Source organism: Citrobacter sp. CK185 (assembly GCF_030333565.1).
In the GTDB taxonomy this organism is placed as follows: Bacteria; Pseudomonadota; Gammaproteobacteria; order Enterobacterales; family Enterobacteriaceae; genus Citrobacter_B; species Citrobacter_B koseri.
The window spans coordinates 35,163-55,364 of sequence record NZ_JAOWFR010000024.1; the positions used below are offsets into that span (position 1 = coordinate 35,163).

At 52.0% G+C, this 20,202-nt stretch carries 18 protein-coding genes; 13 read left to right on the forward strand and 5 right to left on the reverse strand.

Features of this window, described 5'->3' with window-relative positions:
• Window positions 1-36: 36 nt before the first annotated feature.
• The 8 genes from relA to queE all read left to right on the forward strand — a co-directional run bounded on the left by relA (window position 37) and on the right by queE (window position 9,206).
• The gene (relA, locus tag OGV79_RS11335) at window positions 37-2,271 is read left to right on the forward strand and encodes a GTP diphosphokinase (RefSeq protein WP_012134892.1); all 2,235 of its coding nucleotides are present in this window, start codon (window positions 37-39) and stop codon (window positions 2,269-2,271) included.
• A gap of 130 nt (window positions 2,272-2,401) precedes the next feature.
• Window positions 2,402-3,193, forward strand: a complete 792-nt coding sequence (gene mazG, locus OGV79_RS11340) for a nucleoside triphosphate pyrophosphohydrolase (protein WP_012134891.1) — start codon at window positions 2,402-2,404, stop codon at window positions 3,191-3,193.
• A gap of 353 nt (window positions 3,194-3,546) precedes the next feature.
• Window positions 3,547-5,184, forward strand: coding sequence for a glutamine hydrolyzing CTP synthase (pyrG, locus tag OGV79_RS11345; RefSeq protein ID WP_012134890.1), 1,638 nt, complete (start codon window positions 3,547-3,549; stop codon window positions 5,182-5,184).
• An 88-nt stretch (window positions 5,185-5,272) separates the two neighbouring features.
• Window positions 5,273-6,571 (forward strand): phosphopyruvate hydratase, encoded by a 1,299-nt coding sequence (gene eno, locus OGV79_RS11350; RefSeq protein WP_012134889.1) that lies wholly within the window; start codon window positions 5,273-5,275, stop codon window positions 6,569-6,571.
• A gap of 197 nt (window positions 6,572-6,768) precedes the next feature.
• On the forward strand, window positions 6,769-7,083 hold the full coding sequence (locus tag OGV79_RS11355; RefSeq protein WP_115608894.1) for a hypothetical protein: 315 nt from the start codon (window positions 6,769-6,771) through the stop codon (window positions 7,081-7,083).
• 12 nt (window positions 7,084-7,095) lie between these two features.
• The gene (locus OGV79_RS11360) at window positions 7,096-7,881 is read left to right on the forward strand and encodes a DUF4225 domain-containing protein (protein WP_115608893.1); all 786 of its coding nucleotides are present in this window, start codon (window positions 7,096-7,098) and stop codon (window positions 7,879-7,881) included.
• Between the two features lie 4 nt (window positions 7,882-7,885).
• Window positions 7,886-8,233 carry a hypothetical protein gene (locus OGV79_RS11365; protein WP_114848679.1) on the forward strand — a complete coding sequence of 116 codons (348 nt, stop codon included), beginning with the start codon at window positions 7,886-7,888 and terminating at the stop codon, window positions 8,231-8,233.
• Window positions 8,234-8,534: 301 nt separating this feature from the next.
• Complete coding sequence (gene queE / locus OGV79_RS11370) at window positions 8,535-9,206, forward strand: 7-carboxy-7-deazaguanine synthase QueE (protein ID WP_110493881.1); 672 nt, start codon at window positions 8,535-8,537, stop codon at window positions 9,204-9,206.
• Between the two features lie 149 nt (window positions 9,207-9,355).
• Here queE and OGV79_RS11375 read toward each other — a convergent pair whose 3' ends face one another.
• Window positions 9,356-10,834 (reverse strand): FGGY-family carbohydrate kinase, encoded by a 1,479-nt coding sequence (locus tag OGV79_RS11375; protein ID WP_200028783.1) that lies wholly within the window; start codon window positions 10,832-10,834, stop codon window positions 9,356-9,358.
• A gap of 25 nt (window positions 10,835-10,859) precedes the next feature.
• Window positions 10,860-12,158 carry an MFS transporter gene (locus tag OGV79_RS11380; protein ID WP_200076165.1) on the reverse strand — a complete coding sequence of 433 codons (1,299 nt, stop codon included), beginning with the start codon at window positions 12,156-12,158 and terminating at the stop codon, window positions 10,860-10,862.
• Window positions 12,159-12,475: 317 nt separating this feature from the next.
• Between OGV79_RS11380 and OGV79_RS11385 the strand changes: the two genes are divergently transcribed.
• The 5 genes from OGV79_RS11385 (at window position 12,476) to OGV79_RS11405 (ending at window position 17,851) form a co-directional block, all read left to right on the forward strand.
• Complete coding sequence (locus tag OGV79_RS11385; protein ID WP_012134885.1) at window positions 12,476-13,261, forward strand: SDR family oxidoreductase; 786 nt, start codon at window positions 12,476-12,478, stop codon at window positions 13,259-13,261.
• A gap of 63 nt (window positions 13,262-13,324) precedes the next feature.
• On the forward strand, window positions 13,325-14,779 hold the full coding sequence (locus tag OGV79_RS11390) for an FAD-binding oxidoreductase (RefSeq protein ID WP_012134883.1): 1,455 nt from the start codon (window positions 13,325-13,327) through the stop codon (window positions 14,777-14,779).
• Window positions 14,780-14,890: 111 nt separating this feature from the next.
• Entirely contained in the window at window positions 14,891-16,240 is a 1,350-nt protein-coding gene (locus tag OGV79_RS11395) for an MFS transporter (protein ID WP_115181222.1), read from the forward strand.
• Window positions 16,218-17,000 carry an adenine nucleotide alpha hydrolase family protein gene (locus OGV79_RS11400; protein ID WP_115614473.1) on the forward strand — a complete coding sequence of 261 codons (783 nt, stop codon included), beginning with the start codon at window positions 16,218-16,220 and terminating at the stop codon, window positions 16,998-17,000. Before OGV79_RS11395 ends, OGV79_RS11400 begins: the two co-directional genes overlap by 23 nt.
• Entirely contained in the window at window positions 16,997-17,851 is an 855-nt protein-coding gene (locus OGV79_RS11405) for an electron transfer flavoprotein subunit alpha/FixB family protein (RefSeq protein ID WP_058668021.1), read from the forward strand. Before OGV79_RS11400 ends, OGV79_RS11405 begins: the two co-directional genes overlap by 4 nt.
• 166 nt (window positions 17,852-18,017) lie before the next feature.
• On the opposite strand, the gene OGV79_RS11410 is transcribed toward OGV79_RS11405, so the two are convergent.
• The 3 genes from OGV79_RS11410 to OGV79_RS11420 form a co-directional block, all read right to left on the reverse strand.
• Window positions 18,018-18,593, reverse strand: a complete 576-nt coding sequence (locus OGV79_RS11410; RefSeq protein WP_012134878.1) for a glycerol-3-phosphate responsive antiterminator — start codon at window positions 18,591-18,593, stop codon at window positions 18,018-18,020.
• Window positions 18,594-18,675: 82 nt separating this feature from the next.
• Complete coding sequence (locus OGV79_RS11415; RefSeq protein WP_012134877.1) at window positions 18,676-18,936, reverse strand: ferredoxin family protein; 261 nt, start codon at window positions 18,934-18,936, stop codon at window positions 18,676-18,678.
• Window positions 18,927-20,198: an FAD-dependent oxidoreductase gene (locus OGV79_RS11420; protein WP_112001651.1), complete on the reverse strand. Its 1,272-nt coding sequence runs from the start codon at window positions 20,196-20,198 to the stop codon at window positions 18,927-18,929. Before OGV79_RS11420 ends, OGV79_RS11415 begins: the two co-directional genes overlap by 10 nt.
• Window positions 20,199-20,202: the final 4 nt, after the last annotated feature.

Below are 20,202 nucleotides of genomic sequence, written 5' to 3' on the forward strand. Positions count from 1 at the left end.
TGACTTCGGTAGGCCTGGTCCCTTAAGGAGAGGACAATGGTTGCGGTAAGAAGTGCACATCTTAATAAAGCTGGTGAGTTTGATCCGAAAAAATGGATCGCGAGTCTGGGTATCTCCAGCCAGCAGTCGTGTGAACGCTTAGCCGAAACCTGGGCGTATTGCCTGCAACAGACACAAGGACATCCCGATGCGGAACTGTTGCTGTGGCGTGGCGTGGAGATGGTGGAAATCCTCTCTACGTTAAGTATGGATATCGACACGCTGCGGGCGGCGCTGCTCTTCCCTCTGGCTGACGCCAATGTTGTCAGCGAAGATATCCTGCGCGAGAGCGTGGGGACATCGATCGTCAATCTGATTCACGGCGTGCGCGATATGGCGGCGATTCGTCAACTGAAAGCGACGCATAACGATTCCGTTTCCTCCGAGCAGGTGGATAACGTTCGTCGGATGCTGCTGGCGATGGTGGACGACTTCCGCTGCGTGGTCATCAAGCTGGCGGAACGCATCGCCCATCTGCGCGAGGTTAAAGACGCGCCGGAAGATGAACGCGTACTGGCGGCGAAAGAGTGCACCAATATCTATGCTCCGCTGGCTAACCGGCTGGGCATCGGGCAACTGAAGTGGGAGCTGGAAGATTACTGCTTCCGCTATCTGCACCCGGCGGAATACAAGCGGATCGCCAAACTGCTGCACGAACGCCGCATTGACCGCGAGCATTACATTGAAGAGTTTGTCGGGCATCTGCGTTCTGAAATGAAAACCGAAGGCGTGAAGGCGGAGGTCTATGGCCGCCCGAAACACATCTACAGCATCTGGCGCAAAATGCAGAAAAAGCATCTGGCGTTTGACGAGCTGTTTGACGTGCGCGCCGTGCGTATTGTGGCTGAACGTTTGCAGGACTGCTATGCCGCGCTGGGGATTGTGCATACGCACTATCGCCATCTGCCGGACGAGTTCGATGATTACGTCGCCAATCCAAAACCTAATGGCTACCAGTCAATCCATACGGTGGTGCTTGGCCCTGGCGGTAAAACCGTTGAGATCCAGATTCGTACCAAACAGATGCACGAAGATGCCGAACTGGGCGTCGCGGCGCACTGGAAGTACAAAGAGGGAGCCGTCTCCGGGGGGGCGCGCACGGGCCATGAAGACAGAATTGCGTGGCTGCGTAAGCTGATCGCCTGGCAGGAAGAGATGGCGGATTCTGGCGAAATGCTGGATGAAGTGCGCAGCCAGGTCTTTGACGACCGGGTGTATGTCTTTACGCCAAAAGGCGATGTGGTGGATCTGCCCGCAGGCTCCACGCCGCTTGACTTCGCCTACCATATCCACAGCGATGTGGGGCATCGCTGCATCGGGGCGAAAATCGGCGGGCGTATCGTGCCGTTTACCTATCAGTTGCAGATGGGCGATCAGATTGAAATCATCACCCAGAAGCAGCCAAACCCTAGCCGGGACTGGCTCAACCCGAACCTGGGCTATGTGACGACCAGCCGTGGCCGTTCTAAAATCCACGCCTGGTTCCGCAAGCAGGATCGGGACAAGAACATTCTCGCCGGGCGGCAAATCCTCGACGATGAACTGGCGCATTTGGGCATCAGCCTGAAAGAGGCGGAAAAACACCTGCTGCCGCGCTACAACTTCAATGAGCTGGAGGAACTGCTGGCGGCGATTGGCGGCGGGGATATTCGCCTTAACCAGATGGTGAACTTCCTGCAATCGCAGTTTAATAAGCCGAGCGCCGCCGAACAGGATGCCGCCGCGCTGAAACAGCTTCAGCAGAAAACATACGCTCCGCAGAATCGCCGTAAAGACGATGGCCGCGTGGTGGTGGAAGGGGTCGGCAACCTGATGCACCACATTGCGCGCTGCTGCCAGCCGATTCCAGGAGATGAGATTGTCGGGTTTATCACCCAGGGGCGCGGTATTTCCGTACACCGGGCGGACTGCGAACAGCTTGTGGAACTGCGTTCTCATGCACCGGAACGTATCGTGGATGCGGTGTGGGGCGAGAGCTACTCTGCGGGATATTCGCTGGTGGTACGCGTTCAGGCCAACGATCGCAGCGGCTTGTTGCGGGATATCACCACCATTCTGGCTAACGAGAAGGTGAACGTGCTGGGGGTGGCCAGCCGCAGCGACACCCGGCAGCAGCTCGCCACCATCGATATGACCATCGAAATTTACAACCTGCAAGTGCTGGGGCGCGTTCTCAGTAAACTCAACCAGGTGCCGGATGTGATCGACGCGCGTCGTTTGCACGGCAATTAATTTTTCCAGGCCGGATACGCTTTGTAGGCCTGATAAGACGCGTCAGCGTTGCCATCAGGCATTGCCAGCTGCCGGATGGCGGCTGTCGCCTTATCCGGCCTACGTTGGTGACAATTTTCAGGATATTCCAATGAATCAAATCGATCGCCTGCTTGGCATCATGCAACGCTTGCGCGACCCGGAAAACGGCTGCCCGTGGGACAAAGAGCAGACGTTTGCCACCATTGCGCCGTATACCCTTGAAGAAACCTATGAAGTGCTCGACGCCATTGCCCGTGAGGACTTTGACGACCTGCGCGGAGAGTTGGGCGATCTGCTGTTTCAGGTCGTGTTTTATGCGCAGATGGCGCAGGAAGAAGGGCGCTTTGACTTTAATGATATTTGCGCCGCCATCAGCGATAAACTGGAACGTCGCCATCCGCATGTCTTTGCGGACGTTGCCGCTCACAACAGTACCGAGGTATTAGCCCGCTGGGAGCAAATCAAAACCGAAGAGCGCGCGCAGAAAGCGCAGCATTCGGCGCTGGATGATATTCCCCGCAGCTTACCGGCGTTAATGCGCGCGCAAAAAATCCAGAAGCGCTGTTCGAACGTCGGCTTTGACTGGACGACGTTAGGGCCGGTTGTCGATAAGGTGTATGAAGAGATCGACGAGGTCATGTTCGAGGCGCGGCAGGCTGTCGTAGACCAGGCTAAACTGGAGGAGGAAATGGGCGACCTGCTCTTTGCCACCGTCAATATGGCGCGTCATTTAGGGACAAAAGCAGAGACCGCGTTACAAAAAGCCAATGAAAAGTTCGAACGGCGTTTTCGTGAAGTTGAGCGGATTGTTGCGGCGCGAGGCCTGGAAATGACGGGAGTTGATCTGGAAACAATGGAAGAAGTCTGGCAGCAGGTAAAACGCCAGGAAATTGATCTCTAACGAATTTAGGCAGTCAAGGGCGTTTTGTGTGATTTTTTAAATAACAAGCTCTTGATTTACGTCAAAAACATTTACCCCAAAGGGGCTATTTTCTCTTCCCGTTATGTTGATGAAACACCTTGTATACTGCCTCTTCGAGTTATTCGAGTCGCAACAAGGCGGCGACTGAAAGAATCCCCAGGAACATAGAAATGCGATGTGACTGGGGGGAGTGAAGGAAGTTAACACTGGTGCGGCTTGAAGAACGAAGGAGAGGGGATAATGAAAGTTTGTGGCGTACGCCATGTTCGGGTATACTGCTTTCCCGTCCTGGTTATTCCATCGTCTTTTAAACCTAACTTCTCAGGTTCAGCATGACAACGAACTATATTTTTGTGACCGGCGGGGTCGTATCCTCTCTGGGTAAAGGCATTGCCGCAGCCTCCCTCGCAGCCATTCTTGAAGCCCGTGGCCTCAACGTGACCATCATGAAACTGGATCCGTACATCAACGTCGATCCTGGTACTATGAGTCCAATCCAACACGGGGAAGTGTTCGTTACTGAAGACGGCGCCGAAACCGATCTGGACCTGGGTCACTATGAGCGCTTCATTCGCACCAAGATGAGCCGCCGCAACAACTTCACCACGGGTCGTATTTACTCCGACGTTCTGCGTAAAGAACGCCGTGGCGACTATCTGGGCGCAACCGTACAGGTTATCCCGCACATCACCAACGCGATTAAAGAGCGCATCATCGAAGGCGGCGAAGGCCACGACGTGGTGCTGGTCGAAATCGGCGGTACTGTCGGTGATATCGAGTCCCTGCCGTTCCTGGAAGCGATTCGTCAACTGGCGGTTGATATCGGTCGTGAGCACGCGCTGTTTATGCACCTGACGCTGGTGCCGTACATGGCCGCGGCAGGCGAAGTCAAAACGAAACCGACGCAGCACTCCGTTAAAGAACTGCTCTCCATCGGTATCCAGCCGGATATTCTGATCTGCCGTTCCGATCGTGCCGTTCCGGCCAATGAACGTGCGAAGATTGCATTGTTCTGTAACGTTGCTGAAAAGGCCGTTATTTCTCTGAAAGACGTCGATTCTATTTATAAAATTCCGGGCATGTTGAAATCTCAGGGTCTGGACGATTATATTTGTAAACGATTCAGCTTAGACTGCCCGGAAGCGAACCTGGCCGAATGGGAACAGGTTATCTACGAAGAAGCGAACCCGGCGGGCGAAGTGACTATCGGTATGGTCGGCAAGTACATTGAACTGCCGGATGCCTATAAGTCGGTGATTGAAGCGCTGAAACACGGTGGCCTGAAGAACCGTGTCACCGTCAACATCAAGCTGATCGATTCGCAGGATGTTGAAACGCGCGGCGTCGAAATTCTGAAAGATTTGGACGCTATCCTGATCCCAGGCGGCTTCGGCTACCGTGGTGTTGAAGGTAAGGTCGCGACGGCGCGTTATGCGCGTGAAAACAATATTCCTTATCTGGGTATTTGCCTGGGTATGCAGGTTGCGCTGATTGAATTTGCGCGCAACGTAGCGGGTATGGAAAACGCCAACTCAACGGAATTTGTGCCAGACTGTAAGTACCCTGTTGTGGCGCTGATTACCGAGTGGCGTGACGAGAACGGCAACGTTGAAGTCCGTACTGAGAAGAGCGATCTGGGTGGCACCATGCGTCTTGGCGCGCAGATGTGTCAGCTTTCCGATGAGAGTCTGGTTCGCCAGATGTACGGTACGCCGACAATCACTGAGCGCCATCGTCACCGCTATGAAGTCAACAACATGTTGTTGAACCAAATTGAAGCTGCGGGTCTGCGCATTGCGGGCCGTTCCGGGGATGATCAGTTGGTCGAGATCATCGAAGTGCCGAACCATCCGTGGTTCGTTGCCTGTCAATTCCACCCGGAATTTACTTCAACGCCGCGTGACGGGCATCCGCTGTTTGCAGGCTTTGTGAAAGCCGCCAGCGAATATCAGAAGCGTCAGGCGAAGTAAGAAGTAAAAAAGTTAGAACGGCAACGCGTACCAAAGGTACGCGTTGTTTGTCTGGAGTTTTAGTTTAACTTGTACTGAGGAAAACCTAATGTCCAAAATCGTTAAAGTCATCGGTCGTGAAATCATCGACTCCCGTGGTAACCCGACTGTTGAAGCCGAAGTACACCTGGAAGGTGGTTTCGTTGGTATGGCAGCCGCTCCGTCAGGTGCTTCTACGGGTTCCCGCGAAGCGCTGGAACTGCGCGATGGCGACAAATCCCGTTTCCTGGGTAAAGGCGTAACCAAAGCTGTTGCAGCGGTTAACGGCCCGATCGCTCAGGCAATCCTTGGCAAAGATGCCAAAGATCAGGCTGGCATTGATAAAATCATGATCGACCTGGACGGTACTGAAAACAAATCTAACTTCGGTGCGAACGCGATCCTGGCTGTGTCTCTGGCTAACGCCAAAGCCGCTGCGGCCTCTAAAGGTCAGCCGCTGTACGAGCACATCGCTGAACTGAACGGCACCCCGGGCAAATACTCCATGCCGGTTCCGATGATGAACATCATCAACGGCGGCGAGCACGCTGACAACAACGTTGATATCCAGGAATTCATGATTCAGCCGGTTGGCGCTAAAACCCTGAAAGAAGCAGTGCGTATGGGTTCTGAAGTGTTCCACAACCTGGCTAAAGTTCTGAAAGCTAAAGGTATGAACACTGCTGTTGGTGACGAAGGCGGCTATGCGCCGAACCTGGGCTCCAACGCTGAAGCACTGGCTGTTATCGCTGAAGCGGTTAAAGCTGCTGGCTACGAGCTGGGCAAAGACATCACTCTGGCGATGGACTGCGCAGCATCTGAATTCTACAAAGACGGCAAATACGTTCTGGCTGGCGAAGGCAACAAAGCGTTCACCTCTGAAGAATTCACTCACTTCCTGGAAGACCTGACCAAACAGTACCCGATCGTTTCTATCGAAGACGGTCTGGACGAGTCTGACTGGGACGGTTTCGCATACCAGACCAAAGTGCTGGGCGACAAAATCCAGCTGGTTGGTGACGACCTGTTCGTAACCAACACCAAGATCCTGAAAGAAGGTATCGACAAAGGCATCGTTAACTCCATCCTGATCAAATTCAACCAGATCGGTTCTCTGACCGAAACGCTGGCTGCTATCAAGATGGCGAAAGACGCTGGCTACACTGCCGTTATCTCTCACCGTTCTGGCGAAACTGAAGACGCGACCATCGCTGACCTGGCTGTTGGTACCGCAGCAGGCCAGATCAAAACCGGTTCTATGAGCCGTTCTGACCGTGTTGCTAAATACAACCAGCTGATTCGTATCGAAGAAGCGCTGGGCGAAAAAGCGCCGTACAACGGTCGTAAAGAGATTAAAGGTCAGGCGTAATCCTGCTTTCACTCTTAACGTAAAAAACCCGCTCCGGCGGGTTTTTTTATGTCTGTAATATATTCTTATTTGAAAATTTTAATGATCGATTTGATCTTTGTCACTTTGTTATTATTTTACAGAGAGTAATTTAATGGTGTGACTATTTACTAATATGTGTTTTTATATTTATCATTAATAAATAATAGAAATATTGAATGGATAATGAATTGGAAGACATACTGGCGAAAACGGGCATGAAAAAAAAGGATGCTACTATCCTGATTAAGCTGGCAAAAAGGAAACATATCAGCTTGGGTCGGGCATTTTTTTTGTATGCATGGAAATATTATGCCTGGAGTGGAGCTTTACTATTGGCAGTCATTTTTGCCTCCCTTTCTGAGGGAATTGAGTACTTTATAGTAAACGTTCTCTTCTGTATTGCTGTAGCTCTAGTTTCACTCTTCTTTACACCCTTTGTCATAAATTTAATTCGGAGTATTAAAATTCAAGTTAAGTTGATCGGAAAATAACAGGAGGTTATTTTGAGTAGTTATGGATTAATGAATTTACAGCGCGAAAAAGAAAAGATTGACCGACTTGTCTATGATATCGGTTTTCAATATCTTCATGATCCGGCTATGCGTTCAAAATATATGATCGAGGAACGTAGAGTTACATCATATTGCCTTGATGAATATCGGTATGGAAAATTAGATTTTGGCAGGGCGATGGATAGATTACGTGAATATCATATGTCTTTAACTAAATATTATATGCAATTAAAAATGGGGAGTATTAAATTATATGCAATAGCTGAGCGTGAAAGAGAAAGGCATTCTACACTTACCATAACATTAAAACGAGTTGGATTTGTTAGTGGGACAATGCAAGTTATCGGTGGTTTTGGTTTATGTAAAGCAACCCTTGGAGCTGCATGTAAAAGTTATGGAGTTCCTTTAATGATGCAGGGAAGCGAGAATATTTGGGAAAATGGTTATTATTTATTATATCATGAAGACCCCAGGAAAATGCCTTTGCGGTATGCCTACCGTCAGGCAACAAAGCTTTTGGGCGGGGATGAAAAGGATGGTGATATTGCTTTTTCAACGGGAGATCTTGTTCTTTCTTTCGGTTCAGCCTCAACGCTGACATTGAGAACAGATTCGTGGAAATTATTCCGCTATATACAGGAAGATTATATTCGCAGCTGGAGAACCTTGGGAGCTGTTGGAAGCGCGAGTGAGTTAGCCGGTGATGCAGTTAGTGGATTCACCATTTATCAACTTCTTGGTGGAGAAAGTACTAACTGGGCTGAATTGAGGGAATAAGGAAATGATCTTCAAAACATATGATCAGAATGATAAGTCTTTAACTGAAAGTATTAAACTTGCGGGTTTAAGTGAATATAAAGCACAGAAACTTATTCGTTTTGCTAATGAAAATAAAATAAGTTTGCAGAAAGCTTATTGGCTAAAAGATGCAAGTGTTATCAGAGTTGATATTATCATGGTTTCGATTTTATTACTCTTTGCCTTTTCAATTGCACAAAAGGACTTCAGTGAATTATGGTCTTTCTTTTTAATATTCGGTTTGTCGTTTTTTGTCATTGAATTAACCTGTCGATTTCATAAAGGCTACTTTAAGATATGGAGAATTTATATCAAGTTGCGAGGGCTGTAAGTGACTGGTTTAGTGGTACGTTGTTTTTCTCTATACTTTTCCCTGCAACAATGAGATATTTATAATTTATATACTTTGTTGCCTCACCTTAGCCTTGATTTCAGTTTTCTTTAACTCTTTCTTTATCAATCTGGTTTGGGGCATCAAGGTTCAGATTAAACTAATGGGTAAGCGGTAGAGAAACTAAGCTCGATATATGCTTTGTGGGGAACAGCGGAATCTTACCTTAAACAGCTGCTGTGCATGACCTTAGCGAGGTTTTCTGCGATAATCACTGATTATCCCCTTAACAGAGAATGCTATGCAGTACCCGATTAACGAGATATTCCAGACCCTGCAAGGTGAGGGTTACTTTACCGGCGTCCCCGCCATTTTTATTCGTTTACAGGGATGCCCGGTTGGCTGTGCCTGGTGCGATACCAAACACACCTGGGATAAGCTTGAAGATCGGGAAGTGTCGTTATACAGCATCCTGGCGAAGACCAAAGAGAGCGACAAGTGGGGCGCGGCAAGTAGTGAAGACCTGCTGGCGGTGATAAGCCGACAGGGGTATACCGCGCGTCATGTCGTGATCACCGGCGGTGAGCCCTGTATCCATGACCTGATGCCATTGACCGATTTACTTGAGAAGAATGGATTCAGCTGTCAGATTGAAACCAGCGGCACACACGAAGTGCGCTGTACGCCGAATACCTGGGTGACGGTTTCGCCGAAGGTGAATATGCGCGGTGGCTATGACGTCCTGTCGCAGGCGCTGGAGCGTGCGAATGAAATCAAGCACCCTGTTGGTCGCGTCCGTGATATTGAAGCGCTGGATGAGCTATTGGCGACGCTGAGCGACGATAAGCCGCGAATCATTGCCTTGCAGCCAATCAGCCAGAAAGAAGACGCGACGCGTCTGTGCATTGAAACCTGTATCGCGCGTAACTGGCGCTTATCAATGCAGACACACAAATATCTGAATATTGCGTGATAAAAAATCGTTAGCGCGTTCGCCGGGGGCGCTTCGCTTGCCCGGCCTACGGTCATACTCATTTGTAGGCCGGATAAGACGCAACGCGTCGCCATCCGGCACGTTCGCCCGTTCATTTACAGGCCGGATAAGACGCGAGATAAGGAATACTACGCGTTCGACCAGCTTTGAATCGAATCGACGTTATCCAGATTGCCATGCAGCACTTCATACGACTTTTTCAAAATCACATCGGTGTATTGCGTTAAGTCGCGGAAAATCCCTTTATTCAGCGCGTCATAGCGTCTGGCATTGCTCTCTATCGGCATAAACACATCTTTTACCCGCACCATTTTTTCAACCGCGGTCTCATAGTTCGGGTACAGACCAAGTCCTATGGCCGTGTTAATTGCCGCTCCCAGACTCGCGCAGCCATTTATCACATTGCGTCTGGCAGGGAGATTGAACACATCGGCAAAGATTTGCATAAACAGGTCGCTATTCGAACCACCCCCGGTGATGATCACATGTTTAGCAAAGTGGTTCATTTCATTGCACATATTGTCGTAGTTGTTTTTCAGCGTCAGCGCAACGCTCTCCAGAATAGAACGGTAAATCCATGCGTAATCCATGCTGGAATCAAAGCCGATCATGATTCCTCGCTTGAACGGTTCCCAGGGATTGGTCAGCCAGTCGAGAACCGTCATTAAACCGTTACAGCCAGGCGGTACGCCGGCCGCTTTCTTATTGAGTAAATCTTCCGGCGACAGCCCCTGTGCTTTGGCGTCCTGAATCAGTGATTCGCCCAACATATCCCGCAGCCAACTGACCGTCCACATGCCTTTACGAATACCGTAGCCTTCATAGAGCAGGGTTTCGGGAATAGAAGACATAATCGGCCAGTAAGCGACCGGATCTTTGGGGAGCGCTTTGCCGTTCATCATCAGGGCGATATAAGTGCCTAATGAGATAACTGCGGTTTCATCGTCCAGCAATCCTGCGCCCAGTGCTTCCACCGGTTTGTCGCTGGTGGTGCAGACCACGGGTAAGCCAACAGGGAAACCTGTTGCCAGGGCGGCGGCTTCAGTCAGATGACCGAGCACGCTTCCCGGCATCTGGACGTCAAACAGCATCCTGCGCGGAATGTTGAACTTCTTCATCACCGCATCGTCATCGCTCCACGCCCAGGTTTTGTAATCCACCGGCCACTGCCCAAAGTAGTTGGCGATATTGTCTTTAAACTCACCGGTTAAGCGATGCGACAGATAACCTGAAAATGAGGTGACATAAGCCACATCGGAGTTGGTATGCTCGTAGGGACGGGTTACGCGCGCGTCCTGCCAGCTAATCAGCGGAGCTGCGGGCGTGCCGTCGGCTTTTAATAATGCGCGACAGCAACGGATGGAACCCAGACCGATTCCAGCAATGTCTTTTCTGTCACCCGAAAACTGACTCATCAGGTCTTGCCCTGCGGAGCATAAAGACGTCCATAAATCATCATCAGGATGTTCTGCCGTATTGGCATCGGGTGTATACATGGGCTGTAACAATCCTTTCCCTTCGCACACCACATTCCCTTCGAGATCGTACATCACGACCTTCGTACTCTGACTTCCGCCATCAATTCCAATGATGTATTTCGTCGACATTGTCATTCTCCTTAATTTTCTCTCTTCACTCGCCGGAGGCTTCTGCGCCCAGCGATGTCATCTTTTCCGGTGTGGCGTTAGCGGTACGAATTTTGCGAAAGAGCAAAAAGGTAAACAGAATCACCATACACAGCGCCGCCAGTCCCATCAGCCACATGTTGCGATAGGCTTCCGCTGCCGGGAGCGTGTCCTGCCAGTGGCCTACGATCGGATAAACAAAAACGTCGGGTAGAAAACCGATAACCGAGCAGATACCTACCGTCGTTCCCATGATGTAAGACGGCGTTCTGGCTTCACCAGGGCAGGCCCAGTAAAGCCCGCGTGAGGCGTAGCAGGTGAAGCCCAACAGCAGAATCAGGCCGATCCCCATCACGACAGACTGTGGATTTGAGTTGGTGACCAGCAGCGCAATAAGCGCGATGGCTCCGACAATGGAGAGAAGCTGAATGACGCGCGTCGGCGATTTAATTTTGCTGTAAGTGGTAATGATGCCGCCCAGCGGGCCACAGATAGCGCGGAAAATTTTGTTGATCACAATGCCCATGTAACTCGCGGCGACCAGCGACATGCCATACATTTCGGTCAGGTAGTTGGTGGAGTAGCTGAGGATGGCATAGATCGTAAAGACGCCGAAGATGACCATGCTGCAATACCAGGTGGTGCTGATGCGTAACACGGCCAGAATATCGCTGAGCTGGAATGATTTTTTCTCTTCTTTCGCCGCGCTGCTGTGATGATGACCATCGCTGACGAAGAACCAGCACAGGATGCCCAGCAGGATATAGACCACGCTGTAAATCAGAATCACCGTTTTCAGGCTGTTGCTGTCATCCGGCGCGAAGCGAGAAAAGACCCACATGGTAAACACTGCCAGCGACATCACGCCGACGCCGCGCAGCCCTTCCATCCAGCCCATAATTTTGCCTTGTTCACTGTGATCGCCAAGCAGCGACGCGGCTTTAATGGATACGGACCACAGCATCAGGATTGTCGTAATCGCGAACGCGACCTGAATGCACAGCATGACCCATAACGGTGGATATGTCGCCATGACCAGACCGAGTAGTCCGGTAATAATCATTGCGGAGGTAATCATTTTGCGATGGGAAAATTTATCGGCGATGATTCCGCTGGGTGCATAAAGAATAATAGCAGCAACACCAAAGGTACTCATTATTAGCCCTATTTCGGTATTGCTAAATCCCATAAATTTTGCCATGGGAATTTGATATATATAGCGTAAATAAGCCAGATCAAAACTGACGCCACCGCTAAAACTAATAATGGCGAGGGTTATCCAGCGGCGATATGAGTTGTGTTGCATATCGAATTCCCATTTGTAATGGACAAAAAAAAGAGAAAAGTAAGCCGCCTTTTCAGGAGGATTACTTTTCTCAGGTCTCTAGTAATTACGTTAGAAATAGCATGGAAGGGCAGCTTATAGTGTGAGAATAATCACGCTTCTTGTTTTTTACCATAATTACAAAGCGAACGGTTCATCTGTGATTACGATCACATTAGATGTCTGGAGGTTATGCTAAAAATTTACGCCAGTTACCAGAGATAATGAGAAAGGTAACTTCCCTCTCGCGGGGGAAGTTACCTTTCTTTTTTTTTGCCTGAAGGAATTTGGAGCCAACTATGTCGATCGAATCTCTCAATGCATTCTCAATGGATTTTTTCTCCCTGAAAGGGAAAACAGCAATTGTAACGGGCGGGAACAGTGGTCTGGGTCAGGCTTTCGCAATGGCGCTGGCGAAAGCCGGAGCCAACCTTTTTATTCCCAGCTTCGTAAAGGATAACGGTGAAACGAAAGAACTCATTGAAGCACAAGGTGTTGAAGTGGCGTTCATGCAAGTGGACATCACCGAGAAAGGCGCGCCGCAGAAGATTATTGCCGCCTGCTGCGAGCGTTTTGGCACGGTAGATATTCTGGTGAACAACGCCGGGATCTGTAAGCTGAATAAGGTTCTGGACTTTGGCCGCGCGGACTGGGACCCGATGATTGATGTCAACCTGACCGCGGCGTTTGAGCTGAGCTATGAAGCGGCAAAAATTATGATCCCACAAAATAGCGGGAAAATTATTAATATCTGCTCTTTGTTCTCTTATCTTGGCGGGCAGTGGTCTCCGGCTTATTCAGCAACCAAGCATGCGCTTGCTGGTTTTACCAAAGCATATTGCGATGAACTTGGGCAATATAATATTCAGGTTAACGGTATTGCGCCGGGTTATTATGCCACTGATATTACGCTGGCAACCCGCAGTAACCCGGAAACTAATCAGCGTGTACTGGATCATATTCCGGCCAATCGTTGGGGTGATACTCAGGATCTTATGGGGGCGGCGATATTCCTCGCCAGTCAGGCATCAAATTATGTTAATGGTCATCTTTTGGTTGTCGATGGCGGTTATCTGGTGCGTTAATTTTAATATCGGTGGTTTCTGGTTTTTATTTTATTCTGCATTGACTATCAGGAAGGATTTATTATGTCATTATCCCGTGAAGCGATTGTTGACCAGTTAAAAGAAATTGTGGGTTCCGGGCGTGTTATTACGGATGAAACCGTATTAAAGAAAAACAGTATTGACCGTTTTCGCAAATATGCGGATATTCACGGCGTTTACACGCTGCCCATTCCGGCGGCCGTGGTTAAGCTCGGTTCGACGGAGCAGGTCTCTCGTGTTCTGGCATTCATGAATCAGCATAAAATCAATGGCGTGCCGCGTACCGGCGCATCTGCGACGGAAGGCGGTCTGGAAACTGTCGTCAAAGATTCTGTGGTGCTGGACGGCGCAGGGATGAATCAAATCCTGAGTATTGATATCGAAAACATGCAGGCAACCGCGCAATGTGGCGTACCGCTTGAGATTCTGGAAAACGCGCTGCGTGAAAAAGGCTATACCACCGGGCACTCGCCGCAGTCTAAGCCGCTGGCGCAGATGGGCGGTCTGGTCGCCACTCGCAGTATCGGCCAGTTCTCCACGCTGTACGGCGCGATTGAAGATATGGTGGTGGGGCTGGAAGCCGTACTGGCGGACGGAACCATTACCCGCATCAAAAACGTGCCTCGCCGGGCGGCCGGGCCGGATATCCGCCACATCATCATTGGGAACGAAGGTGCGCTGTGCTACATCACTGAAGTTACAGTGAAAATCTTTAAGTTCACGCCCGAAAACAACCTCTACTACGGCTATGTGCTGGACGACATGAAAACCGGTTTCGACATCCTGCGTGAAGTCATGGTGGAAGGCTATCGCCCCTCCATTGCGCGCCTGTACGACGCCGAAGATGGAACCCAGCACTTCACGCATTTTGCCGACGGCAAATGTGTGCTGATTTTTATGGCTGAAGGCAATCCGCGACTGGCGCAAGCCACCGGCGAAGGGATTGCGGAGATCGTGGCGCGCTACCCGCAGTGCCAGCGGGTAGACAGCAAACTTATTGAAAACTGGTTCAACCATCTGAACTGGGGGCCGGAAAAAGTGGCTGCCGAACGCGTACAGATCCTGAAAACCGGCAATATGGGCTTTACGACGGAAGTATCTGGTTGCTGGAGCTGCATCCATCAAATCTACGAAAGCGTGATCAACCGTATCCGTACCGAGTTCCCGCATGCGGACGATATCACCATGCTGGGCGGCCACTCTTCTCACAGCTATATCAACGGCACCAACATGTATTTTGTGTACGACTACAACGTGGTGGACTGCAAGCCGGAAGAGGAGATTGATAAGTACCATAACCCGCTCAACAAGATCATCTGCGAAGAGACGATCCGTCTTGGTGGTTCAATGGTGCATCACCACGGCATTGGTAAGCACCGCGTTCACTGGAGCAAGCTGGAACACGGTAGCGCCTGGCCGCTGCTGGAAGGTCTCAAGCGCCAGTTTGATCCAAACGGTATTATGAATACAGGCACGATCTACCCGATTGAAAAATAGAGAGTTATACGCAAAATCCTTTAAGCTGCATCAGGCAGCTTAAAGGGCGAAGCGTATAAACGGCTTCTCAACCGGGAAGCCGCGACTTTACCGGACAATGAAGGGGCTACGATGAACACTTCACCGGTGCGAATGGATGATTTACCGCTGAATGGTTTTCATTGCCGCATTGCTGCGCTGACATTCGGCGCGCATTTGACCGATGGCTATGTATTAGGCGTCGTCGGCTATGCCATGATCCAACTGACCCCCGCCATGCAACTGACGCCTTTTATGGAAGGGATGATTGGCGGCTCGGCGCTGGTTGGACTTTTTCTCGGTAGCCTGATCCTGGGATGGGTATCTGATTATATCGGGCGTCAGAAAATTTTTACCTTCAGCTTTATGCTGATAACCATCGCCTCTTTCCTACAGTTTTTTGCCACAACGCCGGAACAGCTTATTGGCTTGCGCATTCTGATTGGTATCGGCCTTGGCGGTGACTACTCGGTTGGTCATACATTGCTGGCTGAATTTGCGCCGCGTCGCCATCGGGGAATATTACTGGGCGCATTCAGTGTGGTGTGGACTATCGGCTATGTTCTGGCGAGCCTGGTGGGGCACCATTTTATTCAGGAAACGCCGGATGCCTGGCGCTGGCTGCTGGCATCGGCATCATTACCCGCGCTGTGCATTACGTTCTTACGCTGGGGAACGCCGGAGTCGCCTCGCTGGCTGATGCGTCAGGGGCGGATAACAGAGGCGTATGCGATTGTGCACCGCTACTTTGGCACGCATGTGCTGCTCGGCGATGAGGTGACGGCGCCGACGAGCAGACATATCAAAACGCTATTTTCAACGCATTACTGGCGAAGAACCGCGTTTAACAGCGTGTTCTTTGTCTGCCTGGTGATCCCGTGGTTTGTGATTTACACCTGGCTTCCCACCATTGCACAAACGATCGGTCTTGAAAATGCGCTAACCGCCAGCCTGATGCTTAACGCGCTGCTGATTGTTGGTGCGCTGCTGGGGCTGTTGTTAACACACCTGTTGGCGCACCGCCAATTTCTGCTCGGCAGTTTTATGCTGCTCGCCGCGACGCTTGTCGTCATGGCCTGTTTACCAGCGGGAAGCAGCCTGACGCTGTTGCTATTTGTGTTGTTCAGTACCACCATTTCTGCCGTCAGCAATCTGGTGGGGGTTCTGCCTGCGGAAAGCTTCCCGACGGATATTCGTTCCCTGGGCGTCGGGTTTGCCACGGCAATGAGCCGATTAGGGGCGGCGATCAGCACCAGTTTGTTGCCCTGGACGCTGGCGCAGTGGGGAATGCAGGTCACGCTATTACTGCTGGCTGGGATATTAGTCATCGGATTTGTGGTGACCTGGCTGTGGGCGCCGGAAACCAAGGCGCTGCCGCTGGTGGCTGCCGGGAGTGTGGACAAAAGACAGGGAGGTGTGAATGAACATTCTGTTAGCGTTTAAGGCAGAGCCCGATCCCGGCATGCTGGCGGAGAAAGACTGGCAGGCGGCGACGGTGGATACCCACGGCCCGGATGTCTCCTTGCTGCGTTGCTCTCCAGGTGCGGATGAACAGGCGGCGGCAGCGTTGCTGCTGGCTCAGCGCAATGGGGGCTGTGAGATGACGTTGACTGCGTTAAGCATCGGCGACGAGCGGGCGCTCCACTGGTTACGCTATTTTGTCGCGCTGGGTTTTGAGACGCCGGTGTTGCTGGAGACGACGGCAGACCTGCGGTTTGCTCCCGAATTTATCGCCAGGAACATTGCCGACTGGCAGCGTAATCACGGTGCGGATCTGATTATAACGGGCTGTCAGAGTAGCGAGGGTCAGAACAGTCAGACGCCATTTCTGGTTGCTGAAATGCTGGCGTGGCCCTGTTTTACCCAGGTGGAGCGTTTTACGCTTGAGCCTCCTTTTATTGTGGTTGAGCAGCGAACGATGACCGGGTTTCGGCGTTGTCGGGTACGGTTCCCGGCCGTCATCGCCGTCAGGCAGTGTGGTGAAGTGGCGCTTCCCGTACCGGGGATGCGCCAGCGTCTGGCGGCGGCGAAAGCAGACGTCGAGCGTCGGAACGTTGTGGTTGAGACAACACCAGCGGTTCAGTGCCTGCGTCTGGAGAGGCCGGAGCAGCGGCGGCATGCAACGATTATCAGCGGCGCGACGGCGCAGGAAAAAGCCCGGAGGCTATGGGCGGATTATTTGCGCCAGAGGATGCCGTCATGAAAATTGCCATCATTACTGACTCGCATGAGTGTGCGGCGATGGCGAGCTGGATCGCAGAGAATGCGCTTTGCACCGCAGAACTGGAGCGCTGGATTATCGATCCCGTGCCGGATGTTGCAGAGCAGGTGCTGGATGCGCTGGCGGCGCAATGGCTGCGGACACCTGTTGATATGCTGATCTTTCCGGCAGGTAGTCCGGGCGATGAACTGGCGACGCGACTCGCCTGGCGTCTGCATGGCGGCAGCCTCTGTCAGGTTCAGGCTGTGGATGTGCGACAAGGCCTGGTGAAAAAATCCCACTGGGGGAATGCACTGACGGCAACGTTGCAAATTACCGCACGCCCTTTGTGCCTGTCGCTGGCGCGACAGCCGGAGGTGAGCGCTTCTGGTCATTCCTTGCCTGTGATGACGGAATATCTGATTACCCCCACGGCGCCCCCCGACTGGCTGGATAAGGTGGAAAGCGTAAATAGCGTCGCTACCCATCCTTTGTTACGTGCCGGGCGCGTACTGGTGGTTGGGCAAGGGGGAAGTGAAGCGGATGCAGATAAGATTACCGCGCTTGGTCAGGCGCTTGATGCTGAGGTAGGGTACAGCCGTGCGCGGGTGATGAACGGCGGTTTTGATGCCGATCGCGTGACTGGAATATCGGGGCATCTGCTGTCGCCGGATGTCTGTATCGTGGCTGGCGCGTCAGGAGCGGCGGCGTTGATGGCCGGAGTACGCCAGAGCCGTTTTGTTGTGGCGATAAACCACGATGCCAGCGCGCCGGTTTTTGCGCAGGCGGATGTCGGGATTGTCGATGACTGGCTACCGGTGCTGGAAGAGTTGGTCCGCTGCAAAAATGCCTGATGGCGCTACGCTTATCAGGCCTACGTGTAGGCTACAAAATGCCTGATGGCACTATGCTTATCAGGCCTACGTGTAGGCTACAAAAATGCCTGATGGCGCTATGCTTATCAGGCCTACGTGTAGGCCGGATAAGACGATTTATCGTCGCCATCCGGCATTGCCCGGCTTAATTAAGGTGTTTCGCTAACGTCCAGACGTCGGTATTGGTGGTGGAAAGCGCCGCCACACCGGCTTTCATCGCATTGCGGGCGTCTTCTTCATCGCATACCAGCCCCCCGGCAATCAGCGGCTGGCGTATCTTCTCTGTCACCCAGCCCAACACTTTCGGCATACAGCCCGGCAGGATCTCAATACAGTCCGGGTTTGACTGCGCGACCTGCTTATCAATATTGTGAAATGAAATGGAATCAACGATAAACAGACGGTGAATACAGAAAAAACCTTCCGCTCTGGCGGCTTTCAGCATTGCCGCTTTCGTGCTGATGATGCCATCCGCTTCGGTGACCAATTTTAAAAACTGGATCACGACCTCTTTATTTGACGCCCCCTCCAGCAGATCAACGTGGATAAACGCATATTTACCCGCATTTTTTATTTTCTTCACAATCGCGCTGATGGTGCAAATGTTCCCGTACAGCACGGAGATGAACTGACATTCGGAATCAATGGCTAACTGTAGGCTGGCGTTATCTTTAACGGCGGCAATCACCGGATTTTGGCGGAGCAGGTGTAACAGGGGCATAGATTATCCTTATATACTCGTCATACTTCAATTTGCTGGTGCGTTGGCTTTCCTCGCAACTCGAATTATTTAGAGTATCAAATTAGCCAAATCGGTAAGTGATGCCAAACCCAGATGCCGGGTAGCGCCACTGTTGCAGCGTTTTTTCATCACACAGTAGTCGACAGGCGCCACACTCCAGGCAGCCGCGAAAGTCGACTTGCAGGCCCCCTTCCGGCGTGCGGGAAAAGAGTCCGGCGGGGCAGGACGTGATCAGCCGTTCTGCCGTTTTGCTGTCGACAGCGGCAGCCGTAACAATATGGGAAATATCGGCGGGGCGCCAGATGTTGCGGGCTACAGACATCGTAAGCTCCTGATAATATCGCCTGCCAGATGGCGCAGGCCGTGACGGCGAAAATGACGCCAGACGATCTGGCGCAGTGGCGGCACAGGATGATGCCCCTGATGCCAGAGTTCGTGAGAAATATCCTGCATTAATGCAGGCCATTGACGATACCATCCCGGGCGCTGCAACAGCGCGGGAACATCCCGATAGCGTTGCAAAACCTCCCACAGCAGACTGTGCCGGATGTCCTGATGATAGGCCGGGAACAGATTTTGCGGCGCATGTTTCTGGCAGGCGTTAATCAGGGTTTGCGCGGCCGCCTGAGCGCCGATGAGCGCCATATCCATACCGCGTACGGAGAAGCCGGTATTGACGCAGCTGCGCAACGCATCGCCTGTCAGCAGCCAGCCTTCGCCTGCGTACTGGACGGGCATGCTGTGTAAGCCGCCTTCCGGCACCAGATGCGCGCCGTACTCCAGCGTTTCGCTGCCTCTGAGCAAAGGACGCAGCGCCGGATGCGCTTTGAGCCGTTCCAGCATTTCGACTGTCGGAATGTCGCTCTGTGCAACAGAAGAGAGTGGACACACGACGCCTAAAGAGAGCGTCTCCTGGTTGGTATAAAGAAACGCGCCGCCGGGGAGATCGCCGCAAATTTCTCCGCTAAACAACATGGCGGCACCTTCCGCCCCGGACAATCGGAAGCGCTCTTCAAGCGTCTGTTTATCCAGCGCCAGCACCTCCTTGATCCCCAGCGCCATTGATGTCGCGGCGGGGCGAGGCAGGAATCCATACCGTTCCGCCAGCACGCTGTTTGCTCCTTCTGCCAGCACGACATAACGGGCGCGCAGCGTTTCATCTTCGCACATGACGCCGCAGACTCGGCCATCTTCAATATGGAGCGCTTCAACCGTAACGCCGTTAACGCACTGTACCCCTGCGGCCTCGGCCTGAGCGACAAACCAGGGATCGAAGCGGGCGCGCAGCAGGCTCCATGAGTCACCGTCTGGTTGCAGGCTGGACCAGGTTGTCGCGCCATCACGGGTTAATAGCGTGAGGTTTTCCTGAGTGATACGGCGTTCAAGGGGGGCGGACTGGTGAACGTCGGGAAGAAGTTCGGCGAGCGCATGACAATATAAACGACCGCCGGAAAGATTTTTGCTGCCGGGAAACTCACCGCGTTCAAGCAGCAGGACTGAGAGTCCAGCCCGCGCACAGCGTAAAGCACAAGCAGTGCCCGCTATCCCTGCACCGATGATGATGATATCGAAATCGTCAGCCATGTTG